The organism is Mycobacterium shottsii (assembly GCF_010728525.1).
In the GTDB taxonomy this organism is placed as follows: Bacteria; Actinomycetota; Actinomycetes; order Mycobacteriales; family Mycobacteriaceae; genus Mycobacterium; species Mycobacterium marinum.
In genome coordinates this window covers 4,521,496-4,537,340 of sequence record NZ_AP022572.1, presented here as the reverse complement: position 1 = coordinate 4,537,340, position 15,845 = coordinate 4,521,496, and the positions used below count along the sequence as shown (strand labels likewise).

The window sequence follows — 15,845 nt, the reverse complement described above, 5'->3', positions numbered from 1 at the left end:
GATCAGAGTCAGGCGAAGGCCAGAGATGCTCATACAGTTGTTATTGCAGCCCATTGCGTTCATGTTGTTCTTCACATTTATTGTTGGACGATCGATCAGCGAAAACGCGGCACCGCACTACCGTGAATACCTGTTGCCGGGCATCCAGGCGCAGGCGATAGTGGCGACAATAATACTTGTGGGGGCAGCGATTTCTGTGGATTTCGATAATGACGTCTTTATCCGATTCCGTTCGCTTCCAATATCTAATTCCGCGCCGTTGATCGCGCGCGGCCTGGTCTCGCTGCTCCATGCGGCGATCGTATACATTCTGATCGGTGTTAGTGGCATGCTCATTGGGTGGCCGATGCGCGGCAGCCTGGCCGATGCTGTGCTGGCTTTCGTGCTGGTATTAGTTTTCGGTGTCGGGTTTATGTGGCTGGGCATGGTGGTTGGTTTGATGGTCAGGACTGTGGAGGTAGTTGGTGCTGCGGTGTTTTTTGATAACGCTGCCAATTATTTCCATATCGAACTGCTTTGTGCCAACACAGCCTATGCCGGACGCGCTGCGCGTGATTGCCGAATGGAATCAGCTCTCATCCTTGGCGCTGGCATTGCGCAAGCTCACCATCGATGAGCCAATGGCGCCGCCAAGCGCGCAATTGCCACTGCATCATCCGGCATTGTCCACGCTGATCTATTCGATAGTTCTGACCGCGCTATTGGCTCCTATCGCCATCCGCGCCTATATCCGCCGCACTTCCCTTTAACCCTGCTGTTGAGCTGGGTGCGTGTCTACGGCATGACGCGCAGGGGCCGATCAGTCCGTTTGCGCAGTAGTCGGTGGGGCGACTTGGCGCCTGGCCCGCCCTGGTGGCGGGTTGCGCCGAGCATGCTCGCGGTGTCCGGAGTTGTGCTAGATCTGGTCGCGACGGGCTGTGGCATAGCTCAACGCTTCACCAACTGTGTTGTGGTGAAACTGGAAACCGGCTTGCTCGAGTGCGGTGGGGATGGCGCGTTGGCCTATCAGCAGGCCTTCATCGGCGAACTCGCCGAGGGCGGCGCGCGCCGCGAAACCGGGCAGCATCAACGGGGTTGGGCGGTTTAACGCGCGTCCGAACGCGGTGGTGAATTCGGCATTGGTTACCGGCGCGGGCCCAGCCATGTTGACCGGGCCTGACAACGTCGGGTTGGAGATGGCGAACAGCAGCGCGCGCACCTCGTCTTCGAGGCTGATCCATGCCATGTACTGGCGGCCGCTGCCCAGCCGGGCGCCGAGTCCCACTGAGAACGCCGGGCGCAACGGGCGTAGGGTGCCTCCCGCCGGGGCCAGCACCAGGCCGGTGCGCGCCAGTACGACCCGGGTGCCGGCGTATTGGGCGGGTAGCGTGGCGGCTTCCCAGTCCACGCACAGCTGGGCGAGAAATCCCATTCCGGCTGGGTCGTTTTCGTCGACCACCCGGTCGCGGGTGTCCCCGTAGTAGCCCACCGCGCTGGCGTTGATCAAGGTGGGCAGGGCGGCGTCGGCGACGGCGCTGGAGAGCACTTCGGTGGGTGTGATCCGGCTATCGCGCAGGCTCTGTTTGAAGGCGCCTGACCAACGGCGGCGGCCGATGCCGACGCCACACAGGTTGATGACGACGTCGACATCGGTGAGTGCGTCGGGATCGAACTCGCCGCTTTCGGGGTTCCAGTGCAGCTCTTCGGAATTGGCCGGAGTTCGGCGCACGATCAGAAGCACGCGGTGATCGGCCGCGCGTAGTGCCGCTGCCAACGCCGAGCCGATCAATCCAGACGAACCCGCTATGGCGACAACGGCTTTGCCCACGCTCTCAGAGCCCCAGGTCGGCCTCGAAAGCTCCCTCTTCGAGGCGGTGCTTGATGGTGGTGAGGAAACGTCCCGCATCAGCGCCATCGACCAGGCGGTGATCGTAGGTCAGCGGGAGGTAGCACACGGAGCGGACGCCGATCGATTCGTTGCCGCTGTCGTCGACGACCACTCGCGGTCGTTTCACGATCGCTCCGGTGCCCAACATGGCGGCCTGCGGCGGCACCAGAATCGGGGTATCGAACAAGGCGCCCTGGCTGCCGATGTTGGTGATGGTAAAGGTGCCGCCGGACAACTCGTCGGGCTTGAGGTTGCCCGATCGAGCGCGGGCGGCGATGTCGGCGATCGCCCGGGCCAGCCCGGCCAACGACAGATCGCCGGCATTGTGGATCACGGGGGAGAGCAGGCCCTGGTCAGTGTCGACGGCGAACCCGAGGTGCTCGGCGTCGTAGTAGGTGATCTCTTTGGTTTCCTCGTTGTAGCTGGCGTTGATGTTCGGGTGGATCTTGAGGGCGTCGATCACGGCACGGGCGATGAACGGCAAGAAGGTCAGGTTCACACCCTCCCGCTCGGCAAAGGACCCCTTGGCCCGGGCCCGCAGCGCCACGATCCTGGTCATGTCGACCTCATGGGTCTGAGTGAGCTGCGCGGTTGCCTGCAGGGATTCGCGGGTCTTGATCGCGGTGATCTGCCGAATCCGGCTGGCCTTCTGCTTGGTGCCCCGCAGGTGTGCCAGCGCCGCGGTCGCAGCCGGGGCTGCCGCCTTCGAAGGCGAGGCGGGAGCCGAAGCCTGAGCAGCCGCTGGCTTGGCCTCTGGCCGCTCTTTCTTCTTCTCGGCAGCGGCCAACACGTCTTGCTTGCGGATGCGACCGCCGACACCGGTGCCGGTCACCGAGTCGAGGTCGATGTTGTTCTCCTCGGCCAGTTTTCGGACCAGGGGAGTCACGTAGGGGGTGCCGTCGCCCGCACTTGGTGCCGGGGCGGCCGCGGGCTGCGGCGTTGCCGCAGGCGCAGGCTTGGGCTCGGGAGCCGCCTTGGGCTCAGGTGCGGCCTTGGTTTCGGGGGCCGCCTCGGGGGCGGGGGCCGGCTTGGACTCGGGCGGTACGGCGGCCGCAGATCCGGAGCCGATCCGTGCCAACTCGCCGCCGACCTGGACGACGTCGTCCTCCTCGGCGGTGATGCTGAGCAGGACGCCGGCCACCGGTGACGGGATCTCGGTGTCCACCTTGTCGGTAGACACCTCCACCAGCGCTTCATCGACCTGAACCGAATCCCCGACCTTCTTCAGCCAGCGAGTTACGGTGCCCTCCGCCACCGACTCGCCCAGTTCGGGCATCAGCACCGGGGTCGCGTCGCCACCAGCAGCCGACGAGCCTCCGGATTGGGGTTTGGCTTCGGGTTGCGGCTCGGGCTCGGCCTCCGGTTCGGGCTGAGCCGTCGCGGCGGGCTCGGCCTCGGGCCCCGGTTGGGACGGCGCATCGCCGCCGCCACTCTCGGCCGCATCGCCGATGATGGCGAGCTCACCGCCGACCTCGACCGTGTCGTCCTCCTTGGCGACGATCTTGGTCAGCACGCCGGCGGCCGGCGAGGGAATTTCGGTGTCGACCTTGTCGGTAGAAACCTCAACCAGTGGCTCGTCGATCTCGACGGTTTCGCCCTCCTGCTTGAGCCACCGGGTGACGGTTCCCTCGGTGACGCTCTCACCGAGTGCCGGCATCTGGACTGAGAAGGCCATCGTTTTTGACTCCTAGATCGGTCGTCGGTAGGCATAGGCCGACCTCTGGCTTACCACACAGTCGTGCACCAGGTACGGAACCCAAGTTGATCTCGAAACCTATCCTGTCACTGTCGCTTGGTCGGCTCGCACCCAGGGCGTGGCGCTTGGCCCGCGGGGCTTGTGTATGGCGCTTGCTACGGTGTGGCGACTGATTGGCATAACAAGTCGCAGGTGGGCGGAGGTCCGATGTCGGCAACAAAACAAGCACCCCAGCAGTTCGTCGACAGCGCTGGTGGCGTGCGGATCGCTGTCTATGAAGAGGGCAACCCCGACGGCCCGACGGTGGTGCTCGTGCACGGTTTTCCCGACTCTCACGTGTTGTGGGACGGGGTCGTTCCGCGTTTGGCCGAACGGTTCCGGATTCTGCGCTATGACAATCGCGGTGTCGGCCTGTCGTCGGCCCCGAAGGCCGTTTCTGCCTACACCACAGCGTGTTTGGCCGACGACTTGGCCGCCGTCATCGAAGCGCTCAGCCCCGGCCAGCCGGTACACGTACTGGGTCACGACTGGGGCTCGGTGGCGATTTGGGAGTACTTGACCCGCTCCGGCGCGGCCGATAGGGTCGCGTCGTTCACGTCGGTGTCCGGCCCGAGCCAGGACCAGCTGGTCAACTACATATTCGGCGGCCTGCGCCAGCCGTGGCGGCCAAAGACCTTTGCTCGCGCACTCACCCAGGCGCTGCGGTTGAGCTACATGGCGCTGTTCTCGGTGCCGGTGTTGGCCCCGCTGGTGTTGCGGGCGACGCTGTCGCGAGCCTCGGTTCGGCGCAACATGGTCGACAACCTTCCGCTCGACCGGATTCACCATTCCGACAACTTGGCCAGCGATGCCGCCAACTCGGTGAAGACCTATCCGGCTAACTACTTTCGGGCCTTTTCCCGGCAGTCGCGCACACGCGGCGTGCCGGTCATTGACGTGCCGGTGCAACTCATCGTCAACACCAAGGACCCCTACGTGCGGCCCTACGGGTACGACGAAACCGCGCGCTGGGTGCCGCGGTTGTGGCGCCGCGACATCAAAGCAGGTCATTTTTCGCCGATGTCGCATCCGCAGGTGATGGCGGCAGCGGTGCACGACTTCGCTGACCTGGTTGACGGCAAGCCGCCGAGCCGCGCACTGCTGCGGGCTCAGGTTGGCCGTCCCCGCAAGTACTTCGGTGACACCCTGGTGGCGGTCACCGGGGCGGGCAGCGGAATAGGCCGGGAAGCCGCCCTCGCGTTCGCGCGCGAGGGCGCCGAAGTTGTGCTCAGCGACATCGACGAGGCCACCGTGAAGGACACCGCCGCCGAAATCGCCGCGCGCGGTGGTGTTGCCCACCCCTATGTGCTCGATGTATCCGACACCGAGGCGGTCGAGGCGTTCGCGGATCAGGTCAGCGCCACGCACGGGCTGCCCGACATCGTCGTCAACAACGCCGGCGTCGGCCAGGCGGGGAGGTTCTTGGACACTCCCGCAGAGCAGTTCGACCGGGTGCTCGACGTCAACCTGGGTGGAGTGGTCAACGGCTGCCGAGCCTTTGGTCAGCGTCTGGTTGAGCGCGGTACCGGAGGCCACATCGTCAATGTGTCGTCGATGGCCGCATACGCCCCGCTGCAGTCATTGAGCGCCTACTGCACCTCAAAGGCGGCGACGTTCATGTTCTCGGACTGTCTGCGTGCCGAACTCGATGCGGCCGATGTCGGCCTGACCACCATCTGTCCCGGCGTCATCAACACCAATATCGTCAACACCACCCGCTTCGACGCGCCGCCCGGCAAAGGCGGCGACCAAGTCGACGGCCGGCGTGGACAGATCGACAAGATGTTTGCGCTGCGCAGCTATGGGCCGGACAAGGTCGCCAAAGCGATTGTGTCCGCCGTCAAGAAGAACAAGCCGATCCGGCCGGTAGCTCCGGAGGCCTACGCGCTCTACGGCATCTCCCGAGTGCTGCCCCCGGCGCTGCGAAGCACCGCACGCATGCGGGTCATCTGACGCGTCAGACGCTCGCCGCTGCACCTTCGGACCGCCGCGCGAGCACCGCGCCGGCTATTCCGACGGCCCCGATGACCGCCAGCGGTATCGCCCACATGCCCCTGCTGGACACCGCCGACTGGCATTGCGCGACGACGTCGGTGTGCGGGATGACCTGGTTGAGGATCGGTATGTTGGCGCCATTGCTGTTGTTTGCGTCCCCGCTGCGGACAGGTCAGCCGCCAGGCCGCTGCCGCAAGACACGGAGCCGCCGTCGCCGTTCGACGCCGTCACCGGCACCAACAGCCCAATCGCGCCAGCCACCAAGAGCACGGCGGCTACGGCGATGATCAACCGTCGCACAGTCACAGTCCGGCCATGGGCCGCAGTATCGCCGTCGGTGACCGGCCTAACCGCTGTGCGCCATGGCTAAACCGGCGGTATTTGCGGTGGCAGGAGTTTCGCGATCTTCGCGCTGCGGGTTCAGCCGTTAGCCGCGATGTCCTCGAGCACCGCGAACATGGTGCGGGTCGGCACGCCGGTGGCTCCCTTGGGCGTGTAGCCCCAGGCGCTACCGGTGTTGTACGCCGGGCCGGCCACATCGATATGTGCCCAGTCCACCGCATCGGCGACGAACTCCCGCAAGAACACCCCAGCGACCAACATGCCGGCAAAGCGCTGCCCACTGACATTGGCCAGGTCGGCCACCGTGGATTTCAGGTCGTCCTTGAGTTCGTCCGGCAGCGGCATGGGCCAACCGTTCTCACCCACCTGTTGGGAGATTGCCGCGACCCGGTCGCGGAACTCGTCGCTGCCCATGACTCCGGGGATACGCGCACCCAAGGCCACGGTCTGGGCTCCGGTCAACGTCGAGGTCTCGATCAGATAGTCCGGGTTGTCCTCACACGCCCGAACGATGGCATCGGCCAGGATCAGCCGGCCCTCCGCGTCGGTGTTGAGCACCTCGACCGTGGTTCCGCCGTACTGCGTCAGCACGTCGCCGGGCCGCTGTGCCGTGGCTGAAGGCATGTTTTCGGCGATCGGCACCGTGGCGATCACGTCGATCGGCAACTCCAGCTGGGCCGCCAGCGCGACGGTCGCGATCACCGCGGCCGCGCCACCCATGTCCGAGGTCATGTAATGCATCGACGCGGCCGGCTTGATCGAGATCCCGCCGGTATCAAAGGTCACTCCCTTGCCGACCAGGGCGACCTTCTTGGCCCGTCTGGGGTTCTTGGCCAGCCGCGATCCCCGGTGGGTCAACCGCACCAGCCGCGGCGGGCGGGACGAGCCCTGACCGACACCGACCAGCCCGCCGTATCCGGCTTTTTGCAGCGCCTTCTCGTCGAGCACTTGGACTTCGAGTCCGACCGACTCGCCCAGAACTTTTGCCCGTCGCGCCAACTCGGCGGGATAGAGGTGGCTGGGCGGCGTGTTCACCAGGTCGCGGGCGGTGGCGACGGCGGTTGCCACGGCTGCACCGTGTGCGCAGTGCTTCCGGGCATCTTTGGCCGTCGTCAGCACGGTGATCTTGTGCAGCCCGGCGTCTTTGGGGGCCGTCTTGGCGCTACGGAAGGCGCTGAACCGATAGCTGCCCAGGATCAGACCCTCGATGGCCGCAGCGCAGACACCGTCGCCGGGCAAGTCCGCCAACGTGGTCACCACTGTCTTCGCAGTGCCGAGCGCCCGCGCGGCAGCGCCGGCGGCACGACGCACCGCGTCCGGTGTCCACTCATAGCGGGGTTTGCCCAGGCCCACCGTCAGCACGCTGCTCACCGGAAGCAACGAGACCACGAGCCGGTGCACCTGGTCACTGGCGCCGGTAGCGTCCAGGGCCCGCAGGCCCGCCTCGATCTCGGCGATCGCATCCGCGCTCAGGAATGGCTCCGCGGAGGCGACGACGGCGCCTGGCCGCTCGCCGGACTGCTCATCGTCGCCGGTCGAGACGACCGGCACGATCAGCACGGATGAACTCACACCACGCTTCGGCAACGAGGTGGCGACATGGACGGTGGGGATTTGGTCACCCGATTCGGCGGTCACGGGCAATCACCCTAGTCACCGCAGCGCGGGCCTGCTTGCCCACCGTCTGGTCGATCGGCGCTGCCTTGCAGTTCGAATGCATTCACCGGGTCGTCAAATCCCTTGAGCGTCAATGGGCCCTGGGGGATCGTGGGCCAATCCGGCAGTTGGTCATGCAACGCCGCGTCGGCTAGGACTTGTCCCGGCGCCGCGGCCGCCACCAGACGCGCGGCCAAGTTGACCGGCGTGCCGAAGTAGTCCCCGTTGATGGCCAGTGCGGTGCCGTAGGCAAGTCCGGCCCGCACCTGCAATCCTTCTTCGCGTGCTCTGGGGTGGTGGACCAGGTCGACCGCCGCCTGCGCGAGCCGTTGTGGTGTCGAACTAACCCACATCACCGCGTCACCGATGAACTTCACCACCCGGCCCCCGTCGGCGTGCACCACGTCGGCTACGGCCGCGCCAAACTCGTTGAGCAGGCCCTGTAGCTCCGTCGGCGTCAGCGTTTGGGTCAATACCGTGAAGCTCGACAGATCGGCAAAACTGATGCCGCACACCACGCTGGCTGATGCATCACGAGTGACGCCTTCGAAGTGAGTCCGGGCGCTGGTCAGGTGATGACGGTGCACGATGTCGATCAGGGTGCCGATGCGGGGGACAAACTCGGCGACCGCGCGGTAGGCCTGCGCCGTGGCTAGTTCGTTATTGGTGTACGTCATTTGGATGTCCGGTGTCCCCGCGCGGATCATCGTGGATTCGGCCTCGGCCAGCCGGGCCATGGCCGCGCCGAGCACCCGCAACAGCCCGAACGCGCCGTCCTCACCCACCACCGATTTCACGGCGAGCCAGGTTGCCAGCGCATCGACGTCGGCCTGGCTTAGTGTGGGTACGTCGGGACCGGCGACGGTGAGACCTAGCAGGGCCCAGATGTGAGCGATGTCGTCGGAAGATAGCCCGAGTTGCTCGCCGGCGGCCGTCAGGGTGTAGATCGGGGGGCCTGGCCATTGCAGGACATCGCCGGCGAGGCCGAATAGCCGTCCCCGCCGTTCGGCCTCGGCCATTTCCTCGAGGGTGAAGCCAAGGTCATCGAGGTACTTGATCAGATCGGCCCGCTCCCGGGGGTTAGCGATTCCGGCAGCTTCGAGCGCCTCGAAGTCGAGGGGGTCGGGAGAACCGGACACCTGCCCAAGTGTGCCAGCAGCCGGACCGATTAGGGTGAGACGCCGTGAGTGACGCGCCAGAGTTGATGCAGGGACCGTTGGAAGACCGCCACCGTGCGCTGGGCGCAAGCTTCGCCGAATTCGGCGGCTGGCTGATGCCGGTATCTTACGCCGGGACGGTCAGCGAGCACAATGCCACCCGCAACGCCGCCGGCTTGTTCGACGTCAGCCATCTGGGTAAGGCACTGGTTCGCGGGCCGGGTGCGGCGGAGTTCGTCAACTCCGCGCTTACCAACGATCTACGCCGCATCGGGCCGGGCAAGGCGCAATACACCTTGTGCTGCAACGAATCCGGTGGCGTGATTGACGACTTGATCGCCTACTACATTGCCGACGACGAAATCTTCCTGGTGCCCAACGCCGCCAACACCGCCGCGGTGGTCGCAGCCTTGCAGGCGGCGGCACCGAGCGATTTGACCATCACCGACCTGCATCGCTCCTACGCGGTGCTGGCGGTGCAGGGGCCGCGTTCGACCGAGGTGCTGGCCGCGCTCGGCCTGCCCACTGAGATGGATTACATGGGCTATGCCGACTCGTCGTACAACGGGGTATCGGTTCGGGTCTGCCGCACCGGGTACACCGGCGAGCACGGCTATGAGCTGCTACCACCGTGGGAGTCCGCCGGCGTGGTCTTCGACGCCCTGGCGGCCGCCGTTGCCGAAGTGGGCGGCGAGCCGGCCGGCCTGGGCGCGCGCGACACGCTGCGCACCGAAATGGGCTACCCCCTGCACGGGCATGAACTGTCGCTCGACATTTCGCCGTTGCAGGCCCGATGTGGGTGGGCGATCGGCTGGAAGAAGGACGCGTTCTTTGGCCGCGAGGCGTTGTTGGCGGAGAAAGCGGCCGGCCCGCGCCGCTTGCTCCGGGGGTTGCGGATGGTCGGCCGCGGTGTGTTGCGTCCGGGCCTGACGGTGCTCAACGGCTCCACCCCGGTCGGGGTCACCACATCGGGGACGTTCTCGCCAACCCTGCAGATCGGTATCGCGCTTGCGCTGATTGACACCGACGCGGGTGTGGAAGACGGCCAGCAAATCACCGTCGACGTGCGAGGCCGTGCCGTCGAGTGCGAAGTGGTGCGTCCGCCCTTCGTCGAGGCCAAGACGCGGTAAGGCGCGCAATCACGTGGCAAAAACCAGTTGGCACAGCGATATACAATCGTGGCCATGACCAGGGGGTCCCAACAGTTCACCGTGACGCGCGCGACAAATCCGGCCACCGAGGCTGAGCGCGTATCAATTCTGGCTGACCCCGGCTTCGGCCGCTATCACACCGACCACATGGTGTCGATCGATTTCGACGAGGGTGTGGGCTGGCACAATCCGCGGGTCATCGGCTACGGCCCGATCGAGTTGGACCCGTCGGCGATCGTCTTGCACTACGCGCAGGAAGTCTTCGAAGGGCTCAAGGCCTATCGCTGGGCGGACGGCTCGATTGTGTCGTTTCGGGCCTGGGCCAATGCGGCGCGCTTGCGCTCCTCGGCCCGGCGGATGGCGATTCCCGAGCTGCCCGAAGAGCTGTTCATCGAATCGCTGACACAACTCATCGCCGTCGACAACGTCTGGGTGCCGCGGGCCGGTGGCGAAGAGGCGCTCTACCTGCGGCCATTCATCATCGCCACCGAGCCGGGTCTCGGGGTGCGCCCGGCCAAGCAGTACCGGTACCTGTTGATCGCCTCGCCGGCCGGCGCGTACTTCAAGGGCGGTATCAATCCGGTCAGCGTCTGGGTGTCGACCGACTACGTGCGTGCTTGCCCCGGAGGAACCGGCGCCGCCAAGTTCGGCGGCAACTACGCCGCGTCGCTGCTGGCTCAGGCCGAAGCCACCGAGAACGGTTGCGACCAGGTGGTGTGGCTGGATTCCGTGGAACGGCGCTACGTCGAGGAGATGGGTGGGATGAACATCTTCTTCGTGCTCGGCAAGGGGGGGTCGGCCAGACTGGTAACCCCAGAGCTATCCGGCTCGCTGCTGCCTGGCATTACCCGGGATTCGTTGCTGCAGTTGGCGCTTGACGCCGGATTCGCGGTGGAGGAGCGCAAGATCGACATCGCCGAGTGGCAGAAGAAGGCGGCGGCCGGCGAGATCACCGAGGTTTTCGCGTGCGGTACCGCAGCCGTGATCACCCCGGTCTCGCGGGTGAAGTACGGCGACGGCGAGTTCACCATCGCCGACGGTCAACCTGGCGAGGTGACCATGGCGTTGCGTGACACGTTGACCGGGATCCAGCGGGGTACTTTTGCCGACACCCACGGCTGGATGTCGCGGCTAAGTTAGGACTGTTGCGAGGTTGCCGGGCTCGGGCCGGTGCGCGCTGGCGTGGCAGCCCGGCCGGATCGGGGATGGCGCTGGCCGGCGATGTGCCCGGCGCAGGCTTGGGTACCGGCCGCGGCGGTCTGCCGCCGTGTGGCGGGTCAGTGCCAGACCCAGCCCCGGAGCGGTGCCGGTGACCAGGCGGTGTGCACCCCGCCTGGCCCGACTCAGCCGGCGCATCGGGGCCTTCTCGACGAGCTGACTCTGCGCTTCGATCGTTTGGCTTAGTCCCGGGGCGCGCAGGCTGGCGACGGCGGCGATGATGGCCAAGGTCAGCGAGACGAGGACTGGGCCGATGGTTGCGTGCCGCTGCGCGAGTTCACCCAGTACGGCTCCCAGCAGCGTGGACACCACCGCGGCCAAGGTCGTTCCAAAGCAGATCAGCGTCGCGCGGTGTTGTTCGGGGGCAAACATTCTGATCCACGACATGGAGGCCGCGACCACGGTTTGGGCGGCGACGGTCGCCAGCAGGAACGCCGTGCCGTATGCCCACATCTGGGTCCACTGGCCGCACAGCTCGGCGACGATGCACACCAACGCGGCGGCGATGCTGAACAGTGAGCTACCCAACAGCATGCCGCGCACGCCGAACCGGCGGTTCACCGCTCGCCACAGCAGCGAACCGATAACCAACGCGATGCTCGAAAGGATCACCAGGACGTGCAGGCTGCCGCTCGACTGGGCGGCGCGCAGGCTGAAGAACGTGGTGCCCAGGCTGATGGGAGCGAACAACAGATAGGTGGTCGCATACCGACGGAACCATGGCTCGCGGCGTGCGATCTCGAAGCCCTGACGGTAGATATCGCGCAGCGGCAACCGGACGGTGGGTCGCTGGACGCTGACCGCATCGGACCGACGAACAGCGCCGCAACGCCGGCGACAATCATGCTCGCGGCACCCAGCCAGAGCAGATCGTGGTAGCGCGCCATCTCGTCACCGTGGGCCAGTCTCGGCACAATCACCAGCGTGACGCCGGTGGCCAACAGCGATCCGACGGCCCCTTGGGTGAGCAGTAGCTCGCCGCGGCGCAACACGGACAACTTGTTGGAGATCATGTCGGTGTAGGCGCCGCCGGAAACCCCGGCGACGACACCGCTGGCGGTCGCGGTCACGAAGAAAACCGCGGCGACCAGCGCGCCGGTCCAGGGAACTGCGGCGTTGGCCAGGATCAGGGTTGCGGCACTCGCCGATATCGCGGCCATCAGCAAGTGCCGGTACTGGCCGAAGCGCTGCAAAATCAGCGGGGAGACCGAGTTGCCCAGAATTGCGCCGATGCTGAATGCCGGGAACAACAGTCCGGCCACCCAAGTAAGTCCCTGATGCGCACAAATGACCGGCAGAACCACGGCGCCGCTGCCCATCTGCATCCCCGCCGAGTAGAAGCTACCCTGGGTTACCATTCGTCCGAACGGGGTTCTGGGGTTCGAGCCGACCAGCCGTGATGCGGTCATGTCAAGAGACTTTACGTCCGCGTGATCCGAAATAGGGTCCACTAATCGGACATTAATCAGATATTGCCGGTGCAATCCCGTGTCCACCGATCGGAGGAATCTCCATTAGTCCTACGGACCGGCTCAAAAAATGCTGGTTGGTCGGAATCTGGCCAACCCAACTTGGCACCAATCTAGCGTTTTCAGCTTCTACAAACGTACCAGAGCCGCCAACACGACGGCAGTCACCGTGGTGGCTAGCTCAATCGCGCAACCCAGCACGTCGCCGGTGATGCCGCCGAACCGTCGGACACAATGCCTGATCAGCAGGGCGCCGGCGCAGACCGCGGCCACCGCCGCGGCCGGGCCCTGCCATGGCCGCGGAGCCGCGGCCAGCGAAGCGAACAGCAGCACGCCAAGCCACGCCACCAGCACCGATATGGGCTGGGTGCCGGCGACCCGAGAGCCCAAGCTACTGTCTGCGGCCGCCGGTACCGACCGCCGGCAGCCCAGTACCGCGGTGACCCGGCCGGCAAAGACCGCCACGGCGATGCCCGCGATTCCGCGGCTGCCTGCCGCGCTCAGTGCCGAAAACGCCGACCCCTGCACGGCAATGACCAACACGACCGCGGCCACCCCGAACGGTCCGGTCGAACCGTCGCGCATGACGGCCAAGGCCCGTTGTGGTGGCCCGTAGCAGCCGAGCCCGTCAGCCGTGTCGGCGACGGCGTCGATGTGCAGACCGCGGGTGGCCAGCAGTAGCACCGCCACCGCGAGCAGTCCGGGCAGCGGGCTGACCGGGCCGAACACCAGCGCTGCGGACCAAGTGACGCCGGCGGCAAGTCCGCCCAGCACGACGCCTACAACCGGCAGTGCCGTCATCGCCCCGCGCCCCATCGGTGCGGCGACCGAGCCAGGGACGGGCATGACCGTGCCAAAGGAGAGAGCTGTTGCCAGCGAACGAATCACGATTCAGGTGGCTCGGTGGCGCCGGCGTCGTCGCACGCCGTGGACACCCCGGCTTCGGCGAAGGTCGCCATCGATGACAGCGCTGCCACGGCGGCGCGCAGCACCGGCAGGGCAACGGTGGCGCCGGTGCCCTCGCCTAACCGCATTCGCAGATCCACCACCGGGTCCAGCGCCAGCGCCGTCAGTGCCAGCTGATGGCCGGGTTCGGTGGAGCGGTGGCCGGCTTGCCACCATTGCCGGGAGCCGGGGGCCAGGCGTTCGGCGACCAGCGCTGCCGCGGTGACTGCCATGCCGTCGAGTAGCAGCGGGGTACGCCGGACCGCAGCCTGCGCGCAGAAGCCCGCCATGGCGGCCAGGTCCGCGCCGCCGCAGCAGCGCAGCAACGCGACGGGGTCAGGCAACACTCGCGCGGACCGAAACAGCGCGTCGCGTACCGCCGCGGTCTTGCGTGACCAGGTCGCATCGTCGATTCCGGTTCCGAAGCCGACCACGGCAACCGGCTCGGTGTTGGTCAGCGCCGCCACCAGGACCGCGGCCGGGGTGGTGTTACCGATTCCCATGTCACCGGCGATCAGCAGGTCGGCGCCAGCGTCGACCTCGGCATCGGCGATCTGCTGACCGGCCGCGATCGCGGCGGCGGTCTGGTCGTCGGTCAATGCGTCCTCGGTGGCGATATCACCACTGCCGCGCCGCACTTTGTGGGCGCCGATCTGCTCCGAGAACGCTTCCGCGTCGACAGCCAGATCCACCACCCGTACCGTGGCGCCCGCGACGTCGGCAAGCGCGTTGATGGCGGCTCCGCCACCGTCGATATTGGCGACCATCTGGGCGGTGACATCCGGGGGATAGGCCGACACCCCGGACCGGGTGACACCATGGTCACCGGCGAATACCACCACGCGGGCGCGCTGGAACTGCCGCGGCGGGCACTGGCCCTGGCACGAGGCGACCCACGCAGACAGGTCCTCGAGCCGCCCCAGCGCACCCCGCGGCTTGGTCAGCGCGTCCTGGCGAGCCCGCGCTGCCGCCTCGGCGAGGGCGTCGGGTGGTGAGATCGGTGCGAACCCGATCATGCGCGCGACGGTTTGATCGGGACGGCTTGGCCGGCCACCACCAGCACCACGCGGTCACACAGTGCCGCCATTCGCTGGTTGAGGGTGCCCAACTCGTCGGCGAACCGGCGCCCGGATGTGGTCGCCGGCACCACGGTCAGCCCCACTTCCGGGCTGACCAGGAACAGCGTCGATCCGAATTCGCCGACGGCGGCGAGCATGTCGTCGATGGTGTGTTGCAGGGCGGCCCGTGGGGAGCCGCCCTCCCAGGCGCGGTGGCTGTCCATGGCGCTGGTCAACCACGTCCCGAGATCGTCGACGAGAGTGGGCGTGTCCGGCACTTGCCGCAATTGGGTCGTGATGTCGTCAGTTTCGACCGTTGACCAGTGTCCGGGCCGGCGATCGCGGTGCCTGGCGACGCGCTGATCCCAGTCCTGCGATGCGGCTGGGTCGGAGTCGGTGACCGGTCCGGACGCCAGATAACGGACCGGCTGTTCGGGCGTAAGCGAGTCCGCAATGGTTTCCTCTGCCCAGCGGGACTTGCCCGACCTGATCCCACCGAGAACCAGTGTGCGCATGAGTGGTCAAACGGCTTTCCGGTGAGTGCTAATCGACACTGGCGCCGCGTTCGACCTTGGGCCGGGGCGCCCGCATCCTGCGCATTTGAGACGCGCGGCCGGCCGCGTACAGGCCCAGCTTCCAACGGCCTTCGGTGTTGTTCGGGAACTTGACGTCGACCAAGTTGCTGACTTTGCGGGCCAAAATGATGCCGTCAATGGTCATCAGCGCCATCAGCACCAGCATTGCCGGCGACATATAAAGCTGCAGCTGCGGGACGGCGAACATGGCGAAGAGCAGCGCCAGCGCAGACGGCATGAACAGACCGAGCAGGTTGCGCCGGGCATCCACCACATCGCGGACGTACCGGCGTACCGGCCCTTGATCCCTGGGCAACAGGTAGGCCTCGTCGCCGGCCATCATGCGCTCCCGGCGTTCGGCCATCCGGGCCCGGCCGGCCGCCTTTTCCGCCTTGCGCTCCTCGCGACTGAGTTTGGGTCGGGCCAGCTTCTTACGCCGGGCCCGGGCCTCTGCGCTGGTCATAGGCGCCGGGACGACCGGGCCCTTCTTCGATCGCGTGGCGTCGTTGCGTTTCGGTGTGGGCCGGCCCTTGGGGCCGGTCGTCTTCGGTCCGCGGGAAGTTGCCGATGATGAGGTATCCCCGGAGTTCACCGCCGACTCGTCGGCGTGGTCGGATGCGGCCGAAATGTCGGCGCCTTCGTCATGGTCTTTCTTGCGGCCCAGCAGCTTCACAACC

13 protein-coding genes and 2 pseudogenes are annotated in these 15,845 nt (G+C 66.5%); 5 read left to right on the top strand and 10 right to left on the bottom strand.

Going from position 1 to position 15,845, the window contains the following annotated elements; translation table 11 throughout:
• The first annotated feature begins 25 nt into the window (after positions 1 to 25).
• Positions 26 to 616, top strand: coding sequence for an ABC transporter permease (locus tag G6N41_RS20935; RefSeq protein ID WP_231608628.1), 591 nt, complete (start codon positions 26 to 28; stop codon positions 614 to 616).
• A complete protein-coding gene (locus G6N41_RS28995; RefSeq protein WP_231608627.1) occupies positions 582 to 749 on the top strand; it encodes a hypothetical protein in 168 nt (55 codons plus the stop codon). The genes G6N41_RS20935 and G6N41_RS28995 overlap by 35 nt, the downstream gene beginning before the upstream one ends.
• Before the next feature lie 146 nt (positions 750 to 895).
• Here G6N41_RS28995 and G6N41_RS20930 read toward each other — a convergent pair whose 3' ends face one another.
• Together G6N41_RS20930 and sucB are read right to left on the bottom strand one after the other, a co-directional pair.
• Positions 896 to 1,807, bottom strand: coding sequence for a TIGR01777 family oxidoreductase (locus G6N41_RS20930; RefSeq protein WP_198965558.1), 912 nt, complete (start codon positions 1,805 to 1,807; stop codon positions 896 to 898).
• Between the two features lie 4 nt (positions 1,808 to 1,811).
• Entirely contained in the window at positions 1,812 to 3,542 is a 1,731-nt protein-coding gene (gene sucB / locus G6N41_RS20925; RefSeq protein WP_198965557.1) for a 2-oxoglutarate dehydrogenase, E2 component, dihydrolipoamide succinyltransferase, read from the bottom strand.
• A gap of 228 nt (positions 3,543 to 3,770) precedes the next feature.
• On the opposite strand from sucB, the gene G6N41_RS20920 reads away from it, so the two are divergent.
• Positions 3,771 to 5,555 (top strand): SDR family oxidoreductase, encoded by a 1,785-nt coding sequence (locus tag G6N41_RS20920; protein ID WP_198965556.1) that lies wholly within the window; start codon positions 3,771 to 3,773, stop codon positions 5,553 to 5,555.
• Between the two features lie 4 nt (positions 5,556 to 5,559).
• Here G6N41_RS20920 and G6N41_RS28990 read toward each other — a convergent pair.
• From G6N41_RS28990 to G6N41_RS20910, 3 genes and pseudogenes are all read right to left on the bottom strand, one after another.
• Positions 5,560 to 5,903, bottom strand: a pseudogene (locus G6N41_RS28990) (aminopeptidase).
• A gap of 114 nt (positions 5,904 to 6,017) precedes the next feature.
• On the bottom strand, positions 6,018 to 7,577 hold the full coding sequence (locus G6N41_RS20915) for a leucyl aminopeptidase (protein WP_198965555.1): 1,560 nt from the start codon (positions 7,575 to 7,577) through the stop codon (positions 6,018 to 6,020).
• An 11-nt stretch (positions 7,578 to 7,588) separates the two neighbouring features.
• A complete protein-coding gene (locus tag G6N41_RS20910) occupies positions 7,589 to 8,734 on the bottom strand; it encodes an adenylate/guanylate cyclase domain-containing protein (RefSeq protein ID WP_198965554.1) in 1,146 nt (381 codons plus the stop codon).
• A gap of 44 nt (positions 8,735 to 8,778) precedes the next feature.
• On the opposite strand from G6N41_RS20910, the gene gcvT reads away from it, so the two are divergent.
• A complete protein-coding gene (gene gcvT / locus G6N41_RS20905) occupies positions 8,779 to 9,882 on the top strand; it encodes a glycine cleavage system aminomethyltransferase GcvT (RefSeq protein ID WP_198965553.1) in 1,104 nt (367 codons plus the stop codon).
• A 54-nt stretch (positions 9,883 to 9,936) separates the two neighbouring features.
• On the top strand, positions 9,937 to 11,043 hold the full coding sequence (locus tag G6N41_RS20900; RefSeq protein ID WP_198965552.1) for a branched-chain amino acid aminotransferase: 1,107 nt from the start codon (positions 9,937 to 9,939) through the stop codon (positions 11,041 to 11,043).
• Here the strand turns inward: G6N41_RS20900 and G6N41_RS30140 are convergent.
• From G6N41_RS30140 to G6N41_RS20875, 5 genes and pseudogenes are all read right to left on the bottom strand, one after another.
• Positions 11,035 to 12,530: pseudogene (locus G6N41_RS30140) on the bottom strand (MFS transporter). The gene G6N41_RS20900 and the pseudogene G6N41_RS30140 sit on opposite strands and share 9 nt — an antisense overlap.
• A 189-nt stretch (positions 12,531 to 12,719) precedes the next feature.
• Positions 12,720 to 13,478 carry an adenosylcobinamide-GDP ribazoletransferase gene (locus G6N41_RS20890; protein WP_198965551.1) on the bottom strand — a complete coding sequence of 253 codons (759 nt, stop codon included), beginning with the start codon at positions 13,476 to 13,478 and terminating at the stop codon, positions 12,720 to 12,722.
• Complete coding sequence (cobT, locus tag G6N41_RS20885; protein ID WP_198965550.1) at positions 13,475 to 14,551, bottom strand: nicotinate-nucleotide--dimethylbenzimidazole phosphoribosyltransferase; 1,077 nt, start codon at positions 14,549 to 14,551, stop codon at positions 13,475 to 13,477. The genes G6N41_RS20890 and cobT overlap by 4 nt, the downstream gene beginning before the upstream one ends.
• Positions 14,548 to 15,108 (bottom strand): bifunctional adenosylcobinamide kinase/adenosylcobinamide-phosphate guanylyltransferase, encoded by a 561-nt coding sequence (locus G6N41_RS20880; protein WP_198965549.1) that lies wholly within the window; start codon positions 15,106 to 15,108, stop codon positions 14,548 to 14,550. Before G6N41_RS20880 ends, cobT begins: the two co-directional genes overlap by 4 nt.
• A 28-nt stretch (positions 15,109 to 15,136) precedes the next feature.
• Positions 15,137 to 15,796, bottom strand: a complete 660-nt coding sequence (locus tag G6N41_RS20875; RefSeq protein ID WP_407663837.1) for a DUF3043 domain-containing protein — start codon at positions 15,794 to 15,796, stop codon at positions 15,137 to 15,139.
• Positions 15,797 to 15,845: the final 49 nt, after the last annotated feature.